The sequence below is a fragment of the Pseudomonas sp. S35 genome, from assembly GCF_009866765.1.
In the GTDB taxonomy this organism is placed as follows: Bacteria; Pseudomonadota; Gammaproteobacteria; order Pseudomonadales; family Pseudomonadaceae; genus Aquipseudomonas.
Genome location: NZ_CP019431.1, coordinates 1518346 through 1536322, shown reverse-complemented (window position 1 = coordinate 1536322; position 17977 = coordinate 1518346). Strand labels below are relative to the sequence as shown.

Below are 17977 nucleotides of genomic sequence, written 5' to 3'. Positions count from 1 at the left end.
GCTGTCACAGCGCCATCGGAACACGGCTTTGTAAGCCAGTTCCGAGGGTAAGCCAAATAAAATTGGCCTGCCCATTTGAAAAGAGGCTGCGCGCGTGAGCGGGCAGCCTCTTTCGGGCGACAGTTGAAAACTGTCTTATTGCTTGGCGGCAGCCAGCTGGGCAGCAACTTCTTCAGCGAAGTTGTCGACCGGCTTCTCGATGCCTTCGCCTACTTTGAAGTAAGTGAAGGAAACGATTTCAGCACCGGCTTTCTTAGCCAGTTCGCCAACCTTGATTTCAGGGTTCTTGACGAACGCCTGCTCAACCAGGCTTGCTTCGGCCAGGAACTTGCTGATACGGCCTTTGACCATATTCTCAACAATGTTTTCTGGCTTGCCTTTGATTTTTTCTTCGTTCAGCTGCAGGAACACAGCTTTTTCGCGCTCGATCGCTTCGGCAGAAACTTCCGAAGGCAGCAGGAACTCAGGGTTGCTGGCCGCTACGTGCATAGCGATGTCTTTGGCCAGTTCAACGTTGCCGCCTTTGAGCACAACTGCAACACCGATCTTGTTGCCGTGCAGGTAACCACCAACAACATCACCTTCAACGCGAACCAGGCGACGGATGTTGACGTTTTCGCCAACCTTGCCGACCAGTACCAGGCGAGCAGCTTCTTGAGCTTCGATCAGCGGAGCGACGTCAGTCAGCTTGTCGGCGAACGCTTTTTCAACGCTGGCAGCAACAAATGCCTTGAAGTCGTCCTGCAGAGCCAGGAAGTCGGTCTGCGAGTTCACTTCCAGCAGAACAGCAGATTTGCCGTCTTCTTTCAGAGCGATAGCGCCTTCAGCAGCTACGTTGCCTGCTTTCTTGGCAGCCTTGATAGCGCCGGAAGCACGCATGTCATCAATGGCTTTTTCGATGTCGCCGTCAGCCTTTTCCAGGGCTTTCTTGCAATCCATCATGCCTTCGCCGGTACGCTCACGCAGTTCTTTAACCAACGCTGCAGTAATTGCTGCCATTTTCAAATTCCTCTTGGATAGGTTTTCAACCATTCCACCCGATCGAACGGGGGATCAATTCTTCCCGAACCACCCTTGTAGGCCGCTGCACGTTACAGATGATGTAGCTGCGCTGCTTACAACTGGTTTTCGAGGTGGCAAAAAGGGGGCCAAGCCCCCTTTTTGCTTACTGAGTCAACGCCAGGGCGTCAATTACTCAGCTGCGGCTACCGGAGCTTCTTCAACGAACTGCTCGGTACCACCAGCAACGTGGTTGCGACCACGGATTACAGCGTCAGCCATCGAACCCATGTACAGCTGGATAGCGCGGATTGCGTCATCGTTGCCTGGGATGATGTAGTCAACGCCTTCCGGGCTGCTGTTGGTATCGACTACGCCGATAACAGGGATGCCCAGCTTGTTGGCTTCGGTGATCGCGATGCGCTCGTGATCAACGTCGATAACGAACAGTGCGTCAGGCAGACCGCCCATGTCCTTGATACCACCCAGGGAACGATCGAGCTTTTCCAGGTCACGGGAGCGCATCAGCGCTTCTTTCTTGGTCAGCTTGGCGAAAGTACCGTCTTCGGCTTGCACTTCAAGGTCACGCAGACGCTTGATGGAAGCACGGATGGTTTTGAAGTTGGTCAGCATGCCGCCCAACCAGCGGTGATCGACGTACGGCGAACCGCAACGTGCTGCTTCTTCAGCAACGATCTTGCCAGCGGAACGCTTGGTGCCGACGAACAGAATCTTGTTTTTGCCCTGGGCCAGGCGCTCTACGAAAGTCAGAGCTTCGTTGAACATTGGCAGGGTTTTTTCAAGGTTGATGATGTGGATCTTGTTACGCGCGCCGAAAATGTATTTACCCATTTTCGGGTTCCAGTAACGGGTCTGGTGACCGAAGTGCACACCGGCCTTCAGCATATCGCGCATGTTGACTTGGGACATGATAGTTCCTTAATAAGTCGGGTTTGGCCTCCACGTATCCCAATGACCAACCAGCGGCATCAAGGCCTCCGGCACCCAGGTCATCGTGTCGACACGTGTGTGGATTTAAGCTCTCCGGAGCATCCCCGGAAAGCGGCGCATTTTATACCACAGGAAGGGCGAAAACGAAACCCGCAATCACATTTGGTGTGCGCGACCTACATGCAACCCTTTGAATAGAGCGGATATAGCCCCACCTTATAGAGAGAAGCGATCGTCAGGGGCTCATGATTTGCAGCCCGTGTCTGTTAGAATCGCGTTTTTTGGCGTTTGTGCGAATTATGTAACCTTTTGTCGCACGCCCGTGAACCGTATTGATTTCAGCGCATCGCGCTAGAGAGAGCCTGTATGACCGTTAGCTTGAAAACCGCCGAAGACATCGCTGGCATGCGCATCGCCGGCAAACTGGCTGCCGACGTGCTGGAAATGATCGCCGAACACGTCAAGCCCGGCGTCACCACTGAAACCCTCAACCAGATCTGCCACGACTATATAGTCAACGTGCAGGGCGCCATTCCTGCGCCGCTGAACTACAAGGGCTTCCCCAAATCGATCTGCACCTCGGTCAACCACGTGGTCTGCCACGGGATCCCGGGCGACAAGCCCTTGAAAGACGGCGACACCCTGAACATCGACGTCACGGTGATCAAGGACCGCTATTTCGGCGACACCAGCCGCATGTTCCACGTCGGCACCGTACCAGTCTGGGCCGAGCGCCTGTCCCAGGTCACCCAGGAGTGCATGTACAAGGCCATCGAAATCGTCAAGCCCGGCTGCCGCCTGGGCGATATCGGTGAAGTGATCCAGAAGCACGCCGAAAAGAACGGTTTTTCGGTGGTCCGCGAGTTCTGCGGCCACGGCATCGGCACCGTGTTCCATGAAGAGCCGCAGATCCTGCACTACGGCCGCGCCGGCACAGGCATGGAGCTCAAGGCAGGCATGACCTTCACCATCGAGCCGATGATCAACCAAGGCAAGGCCGACACCAAGGTGCTGGGCGACGGCTGGACCGCCATCACCAAGGACCGCAAGCTCTCGGCCCAGTGGGAACACACCCTGCTGGTCACCGAAACCGGCTACGAGATCTTCACCCTGCGCGCCGACGACACGATCCCACGCGTTTCGGCCTGAAGCTTGCCCAGGTTTTCCCACAGCGTGTTGTGACTGACTGACAGATAGAAAGGAAAGCCGATCGATGCCCCAGGTGGATCCCGAACTCTTCGACCGTGGCCAGTTCCAGGCCGAACTGGCCCTGAAGGCAAGCCCCATAGCGGCTTTCAAGAAGGCGATCCGCCAGGCCCGCGAGGTGCTCGATGAGCGCTTTCGCAGTGGCCGGGACATCCGCCGGCTGATCGAGGACCGCGCCTGGTTCGTCGACAACATCCTGCAAAAGGCCTGGGAACAGTTCAGTTGGAGCGAAAACGCCGATATCGCCTTGGTGGCGGTCGGCGGCTACGGCCGTGGCGAATTGCACCCCTACTCCGACATCGACCTGCTGATCCTGCTGGACAGCGCCGATCATGAGATTTTTCGCGATTCCATCGAGCGTTTTCTCACGCTGCTGTGGGACATCGGCCTGGAAGTCGGCCAGAGCGTGCGCTCGGTGGACGAATGCGCCGAAGAGGCCCGCGCCGACCTCACGGTCGTCACCAACCTGATGGAAAGCCGTACCATCTGCGGTCCGGAGCGCCTGCGCCAGCGCATGCTCGAAGTCACCAGCACCGCGCACATGTGGCCAAGCAAGGACTTCTTCCTGGCCAAACGCGCCGAGCAGAAGGCCCGGCACCACAAGTACAACGACACCGAATACAACCTGGAACCCAACGTCAAAGGTTCGCCCGGCGGCTTGCGTGATATCCAGACGATTTTGTGGGTCGCCCGTCGCCAGTACGGCACCCTGAACCTGCGGGCCCTGGCCGGCGAAGGTTTTTTGGTAGAGAGCGAAAACGCCCTGCTGGCCTCGTCCCAGGAATTCATCTGGAAAGTGCGCTACGCCCTGCATATGCTCGCCGGGCGCGCCGAAGACCGCCTGTTGTTCGACCACCAGCGCTCCATCGCCACTCTGCTGGGCTTTGAAGGTGAAGACGCCAAGACCAGCATCGAAAGCTTCATGCAGCAGTACTATCGCGTGGTGATGAGCATTGCCCAGCTCAGCGACCTGATCATCCAGCACTTTGAAGAAGTGATCCTGGCCCCCGAAGACGAAGCGCCGCCGCAGCCGATCAATTCGCGCTTCCAACTGCACGATGGCTACATCGAAGCGCGCAACGACAACGTGTTCAGTCGCACGCCGTTTGCCATGCTGGAAATCTTCGTGCTGATGGCCCAACAGCCGGAAATCAAAGGCGTGCGCGCCGACACCATCCGCCTGCTGCGGGAAAACCGGCACCTGATCGACGACGATTTTCGCAACGACATCCGCAACACCAGCCTGTTTATCGAGCTGTTCAAGTGCAAGATCGGTATCCACCGCAACCTGCGGCGCATGAACCGCTATGGCATCCTCGGGCGCTACCTGCCGGAGTTCGGTTTTATCGTCGGGCAGATGCAACATGACCTGTTCCACATCTATACCGTGGACGCTCACACCCTGAACCTGATCAAGCACCTGCGTAAGCTGCAGTACACCCAGGTGTCAGAGAAATTCCCGCTGGCCAGTAAGCTGATGGCCAAGCTACCCAAGCCGGAACTGATCTACCTGGCCGGCCTGTACCACGACATTGGCAAGGGCCGGCATGGCGACCACTCGGAGGTCGGCGCGGTCGACGCCGAGGCGTTCTGCCAGCGCCACCAGTTGCCGCAGTGGGACAGCCGCCTGATCGTCTGGCTGGTACAGAACCACCTGGTGATGTCGACCACGGCCCAGCGCAAGGACCTGTCCGACCCACAGGTAATCCACGATTTTGCACAGGCGGTCGGCGATGAAACACGCCTGGACTACCTGTACGTGCTGACCGTCTCGGACATCAACGCCACCAACCCAACCCTGTGGAACTCCTGGCGCGCCAGCCTGCTGCGCCAGCTGTACACCGAGACCAAGCGCGCCCTGCGCCGTGGCCTGGAAAACCCAGTGGACCGCGAAGAGCAGATCCGCCGCACCCAAAGCGCGGCGCTGGATATCCTCGTACGCGGCGGCAACGACCCGGACGACGTCGAGCAACTGTGGTCGCAACTGGGCGACGATTACTTTTTGCGCCATACCGCCGGCGATGTGGCCTGGCACACCGACGCGATCCTGCAACAGCCCGCCGATGGCGGCCCGCTGGTGCTGATCAAGGAAACCACCCAGCGCGAATTCGAGGGCGGCACGCAGATTTTCATCTACGCACCCGACCAGCACGACTTCTTCGCCGTGACCGTGGCCGCCATGGACCAGCTCAACCTGAACATCCACGATGCACGGGTGATCACCTCCAGCAGCCAGTTCACCCTCGACACCTACATCGTGCTCGACACCGAAGGCGAGTCCATCGGCGACAACCCGGCGCGGGTGAAAAAGATCCGTGAAGGCCTCACCGAAGCCCTGCGCAACCCCGACGACTACCCGACGATCATCCAGCGCAGGGTGCCGCGCCAGCTCAAGCATTTCGCCTTTGCGCCCCAGGTGACCATCTCCAACGATGCGCAGCGCCCGGTAACGGTGCTGGAACTCAGCGCGCCGGACCGCCCAGGCTTGCTGGCACGGATCGGCGGGATCTTCCTGGAGTTCGACCTGTCATTGCAGAACGCCAAGATCGCAACCCTCGGTGAGCGCGTGGAAGACGTGTTCTTCCTCACCGATGCCGACAACCAGCCGCTGTCCGACCCAGAGCTGTGCCTGCGCTTGCAGGCGGCGATCGTGCAGCAGCTGAGCGTGACCCAGGAGCCCGGCGTCGAGCTCACACGCCTGACGATTTGAACCTCATCCCAGTTTTCAACGCCTTGCACGAGATCCACCGATGAACAACGCCCTGAACCAGCTGCAGCCCTACCCGTTCGAGAAACTGCGCGCCCTGCTGGGCAGCGTCACGCCGAACCCGGACAAACGCCCGATCGCGCTGTCCATCGGCGAACCCAAGCACAAATCGCCGACCTTCGTGGCCGAGGCACTGAGCAACAACCTCGACCAGATGGCGGTGTACCCCTCCACACTGGGCATCCCGGCCCTGCGCGAGGCCATCGGCGCCTGGTGCGAACGCCGTTTCAACGTGCCCAAGGGCTGGCTCGACCCGGCGCGCAACATCCTGCCAGTCAATGGCACCCGCGAGGCGCTGTTCGCTTTTACCCAGACCGTGGTCAACCGTGGCGACGATGCCCTGGTGGTGAGCCCGAACCCGTTCTACCAGATCTACGAAGGCGCCGCGTTCCTGGCCGGCGCCAAGCCGCACTACCTGCCGTGCCTGGACGAGAACGGCTTCAACCCGGACTTCGACGCCGTGACGCCGGACATCTGGAAACGCTGCCAGATCCTGTTCCTGTGCTCCCCCGGCAACCCGACCGGCGCGTTGATCCCGGTCGACACCCTGAAAAAACTGATCGCCCTGGCCGACGAATACGACTTCGTCATCGCCGCCGATGAGTGCTACAGCGAGCTGTACTTCGACGAACAAACCCCGCCGCCGGGCCTGTTGAGTGCCTGTGTCGAACTGGGCCGCCAAGACTTCAAGCGTTGCGTGGTATTCCACAGCCTGTCCAAACGCTCGAATTTGCCGGGCCTGCGCTCCGGTTTTGTGGCCGGCGATGCGGAAATCCTCAAGGCCTTCCTGCTGTACCGCACCTACCACGGCTGCGCGATGCCGGTACAAACCCAACTGGCCAGCATCGCCGCCTGGCAGGACGAAGCCCACGTGCTGGCCAACCGCGACCTGTACCGCGAGAAGTTCGACGCCGTGCTGGCGATCCTCAAACCGGTGCTGGATGTGCAAAGCCCGGACGGCGGCTTCTACTTGTGGCCGAATGTGAACGGCGACGATGCCGCGTTCTGCCGCGATCTATTCGTGGAAGAACACGTAACCGTGGTGCCCGGCTCGTACCTGTCGCGAGAAGTCGATGGCTTTAACCCAGGGGCCGGCCGTGTGCGGCTGGCGCTGGTTGCGCCGCTGGCCGAGTGCGTGGAAGCGGCCCAGCGGATGCGCGATTTCATTCAGCGTCGTCGGTAAGCAACCGGGTCATTTCACCTGACCCAGGTTCGCCTCACTCATATCCAATTCCGCCAACACCTCCCTCAAAACGTCATCACCGATCTGGTGATGACGGCTCAGGCTGTACAACTCCAACCGTTGCGCACGCAGGGCCTTGAGCCGCAGTTTTCGCTCAAGCAAGTCCATCTGCAGCGCCAGCGCCTGGGCTTCAGCGGAATCGTTGAACACCTCCAACTGATGACGATATTCCGACATCAGCCGCGCCTTGAGCTCAGTGGCCAGTGCCGCCTGGGCGGCGTCGGCGCTTTCTGACTCAGCAGGCTCATCCGTTTCCAGCGCGTGAATCGCTGCCACGGCGGTCTTTTTCCATGCCTCGCGCACTTCCTTGTGGCGTTTTTCATCGGGGCTCTTTTCGATGCCGCGCAACAGCAGCGGCAAGGCGATACAGGCGGCCACCAGTGACAGCAGGATCACCCCGGCGGCAATAAAGATCAGCAGGTCGCGCTCGGGGAAATCCTTGCCTGGCGCCAGCAGCAAAGGCACCGACATCACACCGGCCAGGGTCACTGCACCGCGCACGCCACCGACCGTCAGCAGCCAGCAGGATCGGGCGGTCGGCACCAGCGTCAGCGCGCTTTTCCCACGCACGCGACGCAATAACCCCGACAGCCTCCAGATGCTCTGCACCCAGATAAAACGCAGCACCACCAACACCAGGAAAATCGCGACCACGTCCAGGCAGCGATAGAACAGCGTTGGCCACAACGTCACCTCATGGCTCACCACAGCCTTGATGATGTCCGGCAGTTGCAGGCCCAGCAGCAGGAAGATCAAGCCGTTGAAGGCAAACTCCAGCAACGACCACACGCTGCGATTGAGCAAGCGCGTACTGGTCTGGCGTGGCAACAGGTCTAGCCAGCTTTGCATCATCCCCGCCGCAACCGCCGACAAAATCCCTGAAGCCCCCAAGCGCTCAGCCAGCACATAGGCCGCAAACGGCAGCAGCAACATGAACACCACGTGGGTCGCCGGATCGTCCCAGCCCCTTGCGATCATCCATGCGCGCAAGCGGCCGACCAGCCAACTCAACGCCACACCGACCGCCAGGCCACCGACGGCGACCAACACAAAGGTCAGGCTGGCATCGGCCAGGGAGAACACGCCGGTCAACGCAGCAGCCAAGGCAAACTTGAAGGTCACCAGGCCCGACGCATCGTTCATCAAGGCTTCGCCCTGGAGCATATGCATCAACGGCGTAGGCAAGCGGTTCTGGGAAATGGCCGACACCGCCACGGCATCCGTCGGCGACAACACGGCCGCCAGGGCGAAGGCCACCGGCAACGGGATCGTAGGTAAAATCCAATGAATGAAGTAACCGGCACCGACCACCGTGAACAGCACAAGCCCCACGGCAAGCGTCAGGATCGGCCCACGCAGGCGCCACAATTCACGCTTGGGCATGCGCCAGCCGTCGGAGAACAGCAGCGGTGGCAGGAACAGAAACAGGAACAGCTCCGGGTCCAGTGCTACATGCAGCCCCAGCGTCGGCCAGGCCAGCAAGGCACCGGCGGCAATCTGCACCAGGGGTAATGGCAAAGGGATAACACGCCCGACCAGACGCGAAACGCTGACCAGCATCAGCAGGATAAGAACGGTGTAGGCGGTTTGCATAAAGCGGGTTTCCCGGACAATCGACTTGCAACGACACACATCAGGCAACAACTGGCCGTTGAAGTGCCATATTAACCGGCTATGTTACGCGCTGGCTTTTGCACAAAAGTCGCACAGCGCAGGACGACCGGCACCCAAACCCGCTGGTCGTGGCATAATCCCGGACCTTTCGTTTTGAGCATCCTAAAAGGGGGCAATTCCTTGACCGCTTCAAGCAAAACGTTGCACCTTTTCGGCATCAAAGCTTGCGACACCATGAAAAAGGCGCGCACCTGGCTCGATGAGCACGCGGTGAGCTATGAGTTCCACGACTACAAAACGGCCGGTATCGACCGCGAACACTTGACCCAATGGTGCGACGAGCACGGTTGGCAGGTGGTTTTGAACCGTGCGGGCACCACCTTTCGCAAACTCGAAGACGAACGCAAAGCCGATCTCGATCAGTCGAAAGCCATTGAATTGATGCTCGCGCAACCTTCGATGATCAAGCGCCCGGTGCTTGATCTCGGTGACAGAACCCTGATTGGCTTCAAGCCAGATAGTTATTCGGCGGCCCTCAAGTAGGCCAGCCCTTCCATTTTTGTAGAGGTAACAGCATGTCCAATTCCCTGTTCAGCCTGGGCTTCGGCGTCGGCACTCAGAACCGCCAAGGTGCTTGGCTGGAAGTGTTTTACGCACAACCGCTGCTCAACCCATCGGCTGAAATCGTCGCGGCCATCGCGCCGATCCTCGGGTACACCGAAGGCAACCAGGCCATCACCTTCACCGTGGGCCAAGCGCTGCAACTGGCTGACGCCCTTAAAGGTGTCGACACCGTCCAGGCTGCGCTGCTGAGCCGCCTGGCGGAAAGCCACACACCGCTGGTGGCCACCCTGCTGGCCGAAGACGCCGCGCTGACCTCCACCCCCGAGGCCTACCTCAAGCTGCACCTGCTGTCCCATCGCCTGGTCAAGCCGCACGGCCTGAGCCTGGCCGGTGTGTTCCCGCAGTTGCCGAACGTGGCCTGGACCAGCCAGGGCGCGATCGACATCAGCGAACTGGCCGAACGCCAACTGGAAGCGCGCCTGCGTGGCGACCTGCTGGAAGTGTTCTCGGTGGACAAGTTCCCGAAAATGACCGACTACGTGGTCCCGGCCGGCGTGCGTATCGCTGACGCCGCCCGCCTGCGCCTGGGCGCCTACGTGGGCGAAGGCACCACCGTCATGCACGAAGGTTTCGTCAACTTCAACGCCGGTACCGAAGGCCCGGGCATGATCGAAGGCCGCGTGTCGGCTGGTGTGTTCGTCGGCAAGGGCTCGGACCTGGGCGGCGGTTGCTCAACCATGGGCACCCTGTCGGGCGGCGGCAACATCGTGATCAAGGTCGGCGAAGGCTGCCTGATCGGCGCGAACGCCGGTATCGGTATCCCGTTGGGCGACCGCAACACCGTGGAATCGGGCCTGTACGTCACCGCCGGGACCAAAGTCGCGCTGCTGGATGAGCAGAACCAACTGGTCAAGGTGGTCAAGGCACGCGAACTGGCCGGCCAGCCGGACCTGCTGTTCCGCCGCAACTCCGAGACCGGTGCCGTGGAGTGCAAAACCCACAAATCGGCCATCGAACTGAACGAAGCGCTGCACGCTCACAACTAAGCAGCCACTCGATGCCACTAGCGGGCTGCGCCTTCCGGGGCGCGGCTCGCTTATACGAGTCTTGACCACCATGCTTGTGCCCTCCCCCTGGCGCGCCGATTTTCCGGCCATCGCCACCCTGCAACGGCAAGACCAGACTTATCTGGACAACGCCGCCACCACGCAAAAACCCCAGGCCCTGTTGGATGCCATCAGCCATTACTACGCCAATGGCGCAGCGAATGTGCACCGTGCCCAGCATTTACCGGGCGCCCATGCGACCCAAGCCTTCGAGGACAGTCGCAGCAAGGTTGCGCAGTGGTTGAATGCAGGCAACACCGGGCAAATAGTCTTTACTCATGGCGCGACCTCAGCGCTGAACCTCTTGGCGTATGGCCTTGAGCACTTATTCAATGCGGGCGATGAGATTGTCATCAGCGCCCTGGAACACCACGCCAACCTGCTGCCGTGGCAGCAACTGGCCAAACGTCGCGCGCTCACACTGCTGGTATTGCCACTCGGTGACGACGGCGTGATCGACCTGCGCGCCGCCGCCGAGTTGATCGGCCCCCGTACGCGCCTGCTGGCGGTGAGCCAGCTGTCCAACGTGCTTGGCGCCTGGCAACCGCTGCACGCCTTACTGGCTTTGGCCCAGCCACACGGCGCCCTCACCGTGATCGACGGTGCCCAGGGCATTGTCCACGGTCGCCACGACGTGCAAGCGTTGGGTTGCGATTTCTATGTTTTCTCCAGCCACAAGCTCTACGGCCCGGACGGCGTCGGCGTGCTCTACGGCCGCAACGAAGCCCTGCATCACCTGCGCCACTGGCAGTTCGGCGGTGAGATGGTGCAGCAGGCCGACTACCACAGCGCGAGCTTCCGCCCGGCACCGCTGGGCTTTGAGGCCGGCACGCCACCGATTGCCAGCGTGATTGGTCTGGGCGCCAGCCTGGACTACCTGAGCTCGCTGGATCAGCAAGCGGTCATCGCCCATGAAGCGGCCCTGCATGACTACCTGCTGCGCGGCCTGAAGGCGCGCAATGGCGTGCACGTGCTGGGCGCGCCGCAGGTGGCGCTGGTCAGCTTTGTGGTCGAGGGCGTGCATAACGCTGACCTTGCGCACCTGCTGACCGAGCAAGGCATTGCCGTACGCGCCGGCCATCATTGCGCAATGCCGCTGCTCAAGGCGATGCAGCTGTCGGGGGCGATCCGCGTGTCCCTGGCGCTGTACAACGATTCGGATGACCTGGAGCGCTTCTTTGACGCGCTGGACCAGGCATTGGATATGTTGCGATGAGCTTGCCGGTAGATGCAGCCGCCGCGCTGGAAGCGTTTCAGGCCGTAGGTAGTTGGGAGCAGCGTGCGCGGATGCTGATGCAATGGGGCGAACGACTGCCGGTTTTAGCCGATGACGAGAAGGTCGACGCCAACCTGGTCCAAGGCTGCGAAAGCCTGGTGTGGTTGGTGGGGCGTTTGCAGGACGGTCATTGGCAGTTTGCCGCGAGCAGCGATGCGCGGATGATTCGCGGGTTGGTGGCGTTGCTGCTGGCGCGGGTCAATGGGTTGTCGGCGGCGCAGTTGCAGGCGGTCGACCTGCCCGACTGGTTTAATCAACTTGGGCTTTCCCGCCAACTGTCGCCATCGCGCAGCAATGGCTTGAATGCAGTCTTGCAGCGCATGCGCCACCTGAGCCATACACAAAACTAATGGGAGAGGGTCGGTGCGACAGTAAGATCTAGGCGGGCTTGACCCGCTCCGAAGGCCTGCGCACCCCGGCCACAATCTTGTCCACCGCCTTGGTCGCCGCCACCATACCGAACGTGGCCGTCACCATAATCACCGCGCCAAACCCACCGGCGCAGTCCAACTTCACGCCATCCCCCACAAAACTCTTCTGCAAACAGATGCTACCGTCCGGCTTGGGATAACGCAGCTGCTCGGTGGAAAACACGCACGGCACGCTGTAATGGCGGGTCACGGTGCGGGAGAAGCCGTAGTCACGGCGCAGGGTGGAGCGCACCTTCGAGGCCAGCGGATCGTTGAAGGTGCGGTTCAGGTCGCACACCTGGATCAACGTCGGGTCGATCTGGCCTCCAGCGCCGCCGGTGGTGATGATCTGGATCTTGCGACGCTTGCACCAGGCAATCAGCGCCGCCTTGGCGTTCACAGCGTCGATGCAATCGATCACGCAATCGATGTTCGGCGTGATGTATTCGGCCATAGTGTCACGGGTTACGAAATCCGCCACCGCGTGCACGGTGCAATCGGGGTTGATGCTGCGCAGGCGTTCGGCCATTACCTCGACCTTGGGCTTGCCCACGGTGCTATCCAATGCGTGCAGTTGGCGGTTGCTGTTGCTGACGCAGACGTCATCCAGGTCAAACAGCGAAATCTCGCCTACCCCGCAACGGGCGATGGCTTCCGCCGCCCAGGAACCCACGCCGCCGACGCCGACGATCGCCACATGGGCCGCTTTCAAGCGTTCCAGGCCTTCTATGCCATACAAGCGGGCGACGCCTGCAAACCGCGGATCTTCTGTACTCATGACCATTACCCCAAAAACCGGCGCGCATTATGGACTACCGAGCGACAAGTTCGAAGCGACAAGCTACAAGTAAAGAACTTAGATGACCTTTCGCTGACTAACGTCCGGCTTTTCTCTGTCTGCTGTACGCTCAGGGAAAGGCCGGTGTAGGATGCGCGCCGTTCGGTGCAGGCCGACACCTCTTTTCGTTCCACACCCTTTGGAACCCGACATAACCATGGCATCGCGTAAATTTGGACTCAACCTGGTGATCGTGCTGGCAATTGCCGCGCTCTTCACCGGTTTCTGGGCGCTGATCAACCGCCCGGTCACTGCTCCCAACTGGCCTGAGCAAATCTCCGGTTTTTCCTACTCGCCGTTCCAGCAAGGCCAGTTCCCACAGAAAGACCAGTACCCCACCGACGAACAGATGCGTCAAGACCTTGCGATCATGAGCAAGCTGACGGACAACATCCGTACCTACTCGGTCGACGGCACCCTGGGGGATATCCCCAAGCTGGCGGAAGAATTCGGCCTGCGCGTCACGCTGGGGATCTGGATCAGCCCGGACCTGGAGCGTAACGAGCGAGAAATCCAGCGCGCCATCGAGATCGCCAACAGCTCGCGCAGTGTTGTGCGCGTGGTGGTCGGCAACGAAGCGCTGTTCCGCGAAGAAATCACCCCAGAGGCACTGATCGTGCTGCTGGACCGGGTGCGTGGCGCGGTAAAAGTACCGGTGACCACCTCCGAGCAATGGCACATCTGGGAAAAGAACCCGCAACTGGCCAAGCACGTCGACCTGATCGCCGCGCACATCCTGCCGTTCTGGGAATACATCCCGATGGACAAGGCTGGCCAGTACGTACTCGACCGGGCCAAGGATCTGAAAAAACTGTTCCCGAAAAAGCCGCTGCTGCTGTCGGAAGTTGGCTGGCCGAGCAACGGACGTATGCGCGGGGGTAATGAAACCTCCCCGGCGGACCAGGCGATTTACCTGCGTACATTGGTGAACAAGCTCAATCGCCAGGGCTACAACTACTTTGTGATCGAGGCTTTCGACCAGCCGTGGAAAGTCAGCGACGAAGGCTCGGCGGGCGCCTATTGGGGCGTGTTCAACGCCGCGCGCCAGCAGAAATTCAACTTTGAAGGCCCTGTGGTCGCCATCCCGCAATGGCGCGTGCTGGCCATCGGCTCGGTGGTGCTGGCACTGCTGTCCCTGACCCTGCTGATGATCGACGGCTCGGCCCTGCGCCAGCGTGGCCGGACCTTCCTGACCTTTATCGCGTTCCTGTGCGGCTCGGTACTGGTGTGGATCGGCTACGACTACAGCCAGCAATACAGCACCTGGTTCAGTGTCACCGTGGGTATCCTCTTGGCGCTTGGCGCCCTCGGCGTGTTTATCGTGTTGCTGACCGAAGCCCACGAACTGGCGGAAGCAGTCTGGACCCACAAGCGTCGCCGTGAATTCCTACCGGTTGAAGGGGATTCGCACTACCGCCCCAAAGTGTCGATCCACGTGCCGTGCTACAACGAGCCGCCTGATATGGTCAAACAGACCCTCGACGCGCTGGCTGCCCTCGATTACCCGGACTACGAAGTCCTGATCATCGACAACAACACCAAAGACCCCGCGGTATGGGAACCGGTGCGCGACTACTGCGAAACCCTCGGCCCGCGCTTCAAGTTCTTCCACGTCGCGCCCCTGGCCGGTTTCAAGGGCGGCGCGCTGAACTACCTGATCCCGCATACCGCCAAGGATGCCGAAGTGATCGCGGTGATCGACTCGGACTACTGCGTGTCGCCTAACTGGCTCAAGCACATGGTGCCGCACTTCGCCGACCCGAAAATCGCCGTGGTGCAGTCGCCCCAGGATTACCGCGACCAGAACGAAAGCACGTTCAAGAAGCTCTGCTATGCGGAATACAAAGGCTTCTTCCATATCGGCATGGTCACCCGCAACGACCGCGACGCGATCATCCAGCACGGCACCATGACCATGACCCGTCGCTCGGTGCTCGAAGAACTCGGCTGGGCCGACTGGTGCATCTGCGAAGACGCCGAACTGGGCCTGCGGGTGTTCGAGAAAGGTCTGTCAGCGGCGTATTACCACGACAGCTACGGCAAGGGCCTGATGCCCGATACGTTTATCGACTTCAAGAAGCAGCGTTTCCGCTGGGCCTACGGCGCGATCCAGATCATCAAGCGCCACACTGCCAGCCTGCTGCGCGGCAAGGACACCGAGCTGACCCGTGGCCAGCGCTACCACTTCCTCGCGGGCTGGTTGCCGTGGGTGGCGGACGGCATGAACATCTTCTTCACCGTCGGCGCGCTGTTGTGGTCGGCGGCGATGATCATCGTGCCGACGCGGGTCGACCCGCCGCTGTTGATTTTCGCGATCCCGCCGCTGGCGCTGTTCGTGTTCAAGGTGGGCAAGATCATCTTCTTGTACCGTCGTGCCGTTGGCGTAAACCTCAAGGACGCGTTCTGCGCGGCCCTGGCAGGTCTGGCGTTGTCGCACACCATCGCCAAGGCGGTGCTGTACGGTTTTTTCACCACCAGCATTCCGTTCTTTCGTACACCGAAAAACGCGGATAACCACGGCTTCTGGGTCGCGATTTCCGAAGCCCGCGAAGAGATGTTCATCATGCTGCTGTTGTGGGGCGCAGCGCTGGGAATCTTCCTGGTACAGGGCCTGCCGAGCAACGACATCCGCTTCTGGGTGGTGATGCTGCTGGTGCAGTCGCTGCCGTATGTGGCGGCGCTGATCATGGCGTTCCTGTCGTCGCTGCCCAAACCGGCAGCCGCGCCTGAGCCTGCGCCTGCGGCGTAAAAACTTGCGCAATGCACTAAACGGCGGCCTCTGGTCGCCGTTTTGCTATAAGATAACGGCCGTTTTGTTGGATCAGGCCAGCACCGATTGCCTTATGTGGGAGGGGGCTTGCCCCCGATAGCAGCGTGTCAGTCAGCTAATGAGTTGCTGATACACCGCCATCGGGGGCAAGCCCCCTCCCACATTGAATCTGCGCCGTTTCAGCACATTCGTCCTGCGCCCATTACACGCTTCCGGAGTTTTCCCATGACGGCCCATGCCGACCTTTCGCCGACCCTTCAACTTGCCATCGACCTGATCCGTCGTCCCTCGGTCACGCCGATCGACGCCGATTGCCAGAAGCTGATGATGCAGCGCCTGGGCGACGCTGGTTTTGCGCTGGAGCCGATGCGCATCTTCGAGGTGGATAACTTCTGGGCCACCCACGGCAAGCACGAGGGGCCAGTGCTGTGCTTCGCCGGCCACACTGACGTGGTGCCGACCGGCCCGGTGCAGGCCTGGCAGAACGACCCGTTCGACGCGTTGATCGACGAAAACGGCATGCTCTGCGGGCGTGGCGCAGCGGACATGAAAGGCAGCCTGGCCGCGATGCTGGTGGCGGCGGAGCGTTTTGTCGCCGACTACCCGGACCACAAGGGCTCGGTGGCCTTCCTGATCACCAGCGATGAAGAAGGCCCGGCGCACCACGGCACCAAGGCCGTGATCGAACGCCTGGCTGCGCGCAAAGAGCGCCTGGACTGGTGCATCGTCGGCGAGCCGTCAAGCACCACCCTGGTGGGCGACGTGGTCAAGAACGGCCGTCGCGGCTCCCTTGGCGCCACCCTGACCGTGCGCGGCGTACAAGGCCACGTGGCCTACCCGCACCTGGCGAAGAACCCGATCCACCTGGCCGCAGCAGCCCTGGCGGAATTGGCCGCCGAGCATTGGGATGACGGCAACACGTTCTTCCCGCCGACCAGCTTCCAGATCTCCAACCTCAATTCCGGCACCGGCGCCACCAACGTGATCCCGGGTGACCTGACGGCGGTATTCAACTTCCGTTTCTCCACCGAATCCACCGTCGAAGGCCTGCAGCAACGCGTTGCGGCCATCCTCGACAAACATGGCCTGGACTGGCATGTGGAGTGGGCGCTGTCGGGTCTGCCGTTCCTCACCGAACCGGGCGCATTGCTCGATGCGGTGTCGGCAAGCATCAAGGCGATCACCGGTCGCGAGACCAAGGCGTCCACCAGTGGCGGCACCTCGGATGGCCGTTTCATTGCCACCCTCGGCACCCAAGTGGTCGAGCTGGGCCCGGTCAACGCGACGATCCATCAGGTCAACGAGCGTATCCTCGCCAGCGACCTCGATGTACTGACCGAAATCTATTACCAGACCCTGATCAAGTTGCTCGCCTGATGCTCGCCTGCCCCATTTGCAGCGCCCCGCTCAATGCGGTGGACAACGGCGTGGCGTGCCCGGCCGGGCACCGTTTCGACCGGGCGCGCCAGGGTTACCTGAACCTGTTGCCGGTGCAGCACAAGAACAGCCGCGACCCGGGCGATAACCTGGCAATGGTCGAAGCGCGCCGTGATTTCCTCAACGCTGGGCACTACGCGCCAGTGGCCAAGCGCCTGGCTGAGCTGGCCGCAGAACGCGCGCCGCAGCGCTGGGTGGACATCGGCTGTGGCGAGGGTTACTACACCGCGCAAATCGCCGACGCCCTGCCCCACGCCGATGGCTACGCGCTGGATATTTCCAAGGAAGCGGTCAAGCGTGCGTGCAAACGCAACCCGGCGCTGACCTGGTTGATCGCCAGCATGGCCCGCGTGCCGCTGGCCGATGCCAGCTGCCAGTTTCTTGCCAGCGTGTTCAGCCCGCTCGACTGGCAAGAAGCCAAGCGCCTGCTCAGCCCCGGCGGCGGCCTGATGAAGGTAGGCCCGACCAGCGGCCACCTGATGGAGTTGCGCGAGCGCCTGTACGACGAAGTGCGCGAGTACACCGACGACAAACACCTGGCCCTGGTGCCGGACGGCATGAGCCTGGCCCACAGCGAAACCCTGGAATTCACGCTGAGCCTGGCCGAGCCCAAAGACCGCGCCAACCTGCTGGCCATGACGCCCCACGGCTGGCGTGCCAGCGCCGAGCGTCGTGCCCAAGTAGTCGAAGCCGTCGAGCCGCTGCTGGTCACCGTGTCGATGCGCTATGACTATTTCGTGCTTCAATAACCGACTTTAAGTATCCGCGAATGGATTTTCGAATCCCGCAACGAGGA

Annotated in this window: 14 protein-coding genes; 10 read left to right on the top strand and 4 right to left on the bottom strand. The window is 61.1% G+C overall.

Annotation, left to right across the window (positions count from 1 at the left end; all coding sequences use genetic code 11):
• Positions 1-135: 135 nt before the first annotated feature.
• Positions 136-999 carry a translation elongation factor Ts gene (gene tsf, locus PspS35_RS06860; protein ID WP_099583358.1) on the bottom strand — a complete coding sequence of 288 codons (864 nt, stop codon included), beginning with the start codon at positions 997-999 and terminating at the stop codon, positions 136-138.
• Between the two features lie 192 nt (positions 1000-1191).
• Positions 1192-1929, bottom strand: coding sequence for a 30S ribosomal protein S2 (gene rpsB, locus PspS35_RS06855; RefSeq protein ID WP_003189158.1), 738 nt, complete (start codon positions 1927-1929; stop codon positions 1192-1194).
• Positions 1930-2316: 387 nt separating this feature from the next.
• Between rpsB and map the strand changes: the two genes are divergently transcribed.
• The 3 genes from map to dapC all read left to right on the top strand — a co-directional run bounded on the left by map (position 2317) and on the right by dapC (position 7106).
• A complete protein-coding gene (gene map / locus PspS35_RS06850) occupies positions 2317-3099 on the top strand; it encodes a type I methionyl aminopeptidase (protein ID WP_012722594.1) in 783 nt (260 codons plus the stop codon).
• Positions 3100-3163: 64 nt separating this feature from the next.
• Positions 3164-5866, top strand: a complete 2703-nt coding sequence (locus PspS35_RS06845; RefSeq protein ID WP_159933286.1) for a [protein-PII] uridylyltransferase — start codon at positions 3164-3166, stop codon at positions 5864-5866.
• A gap of 40 nt (positions 5867-5906) precedes the next feature.
• Entirely contained in the window at positions 5907-7106 is a 1200-nt protein-coding gene (gene dapC, locus PspS35_RS06840) for a succinyldiaminopimelate transaminase (RefSeq protein WP_159933285.1), read from the top strand.
• A 9-nt stretch (positions 7107-7115) separates the two neighbouring features.
• Here the strand turns inward: dapC and PspS35_RS06835 are convergent, their stop codons facing one another.
• Complete coding sequence (locus PspS35_RS06835; RefSeq protein WP_159933284.1) at positions 7116-8759, bottom strand: Na+/H+ antiporter; 1644 nt, start codon at positions 8757-8759, stop codon at positions 7116-7118.
• Between the two features lie 201 nt (positions 8760-8960).
• On the opposite strand from PspS35_RS06835, the gene PspS35_RS06830 reads away from it, so the two are divergent.
• The 4 genes from PspS35_RS06830 to PspS35_RS06815 all read left to right on the top strand — a co-directional run bounded on the left by PspS35_RS06830 (position 8961) and on the right by PspS35_RS06815 (position 12076).
• Complete coding sequence (locus PspS35_RS06830) at positions 8961-9323, top strand: ArsC family reductase (protein ID WP_099583364.1); 363 nt, start codon at positions 8961-8963, stop codon at positions 9321-9323.
• A 32-nt stretch (positions 9324-9355) separates the two neighbouring features.
• Positions 9356-10390: a 2,3,4,5-tetrahydropyridine-2,6-dicarboxylate N-succinyltransferase gene (gene dapD / locus PspS35_RS06825; RefSeq protein WP_159933283.1), complete on the top strand. Its 1035-nt coding sequence runs from the start codon at positions 9356-9358 to the stop codon at positions 10388-10390.
• 70 nt (positions 10391-10460) lie between these two features.
• Positions 10461-11666: a cysteine desulfurase gene (locus tag PspS35_RS06820; protein ID WP_159933282.1), complete on the top strand. Its 1206-nt coding sequence runs from the start codon at positions 10461-10463 to the stop codon at positions 11664-11666.
• Positions 11663-12076 (top strand): SufE family protein, encoded by a 414-nt coding sequence (locus PspS35_RS06815; RefSeq protein WP_159933281.1) that lies wholly within the window; start codon positions 11663-11665, stop codon positions 12074-12076. The genes PspS35_RS06820 and PspS35_RS06815 overlap by 4 nt, the downstream gene beginning before the upstream one ends.
• 28 nt (positions 12077-12104) lie before the next feature.
• Here the strand turns inward: PspS35_RS06815 and tcdA are convergent, their stop codons facing one another.
• Positions 12105-12920, bottom strand: coding sequence for a tRNA cyclic N6-threonylcarbamoyladenosine(37) synthase TcdA (tcdA, locus tag PspS35_RS06810; RefSeq protein ID WP_159933280.1), 816 nt, complete (start codon positions 12918-12920; stop codon positions 12105-12107).
• A 211-nt stretch (positions 12921-13131) separates the two neighbouring features.
• Here tcdA and PspS35_RS06805 point away from each other — a divergent pair, with 211 nt between their 5' ends.
• The 3 genes from PspS35_RS06805 (at position 13132) to PspS35_RS06795 (ending at position 17930) form a co-directional block, all read left to right on the top strand.
• A complete protein-coding gene (locus PspS35_RS06805) occupies positions 13132-15723 on the top strand; it encodes a glycosyltransferase (RefSeq protein ID WP_159933279.1) in 2592 nt (863 codons plus the stop codon).
• Positions 15724-15969: 246 nt separating this feature from the next.
• On the top strand, positions 15970-17121 hold the full coding sequence (gene dapE / locus PspS35_RS06800) for a succinyl-diaminopimelate desuccinylase (RefSeq protein ID WP_159933278.1): 1152 nt from the start codon (positions 15970-15972) through the stop codon (positions 17119-17121).
• The gene (locus PspS35_RS06795) at positions 17121-17930 is read left to right on the top strand and encodes a putative RNA methyltransferase (RefSeq protein ID WP_159933277.1); all 810 of its coding nucleotides are present in this window, start codon (positions 17121-17123) and stop codon (positions 17928-17930) included. The genes dapE and PspS35_RS06795 overlap by 1 nt, the downstream gene beginning before the upstream one ends.
• The last annotated feature ends 47 nt before the right edge of the window (positions 17931-17977 follow it).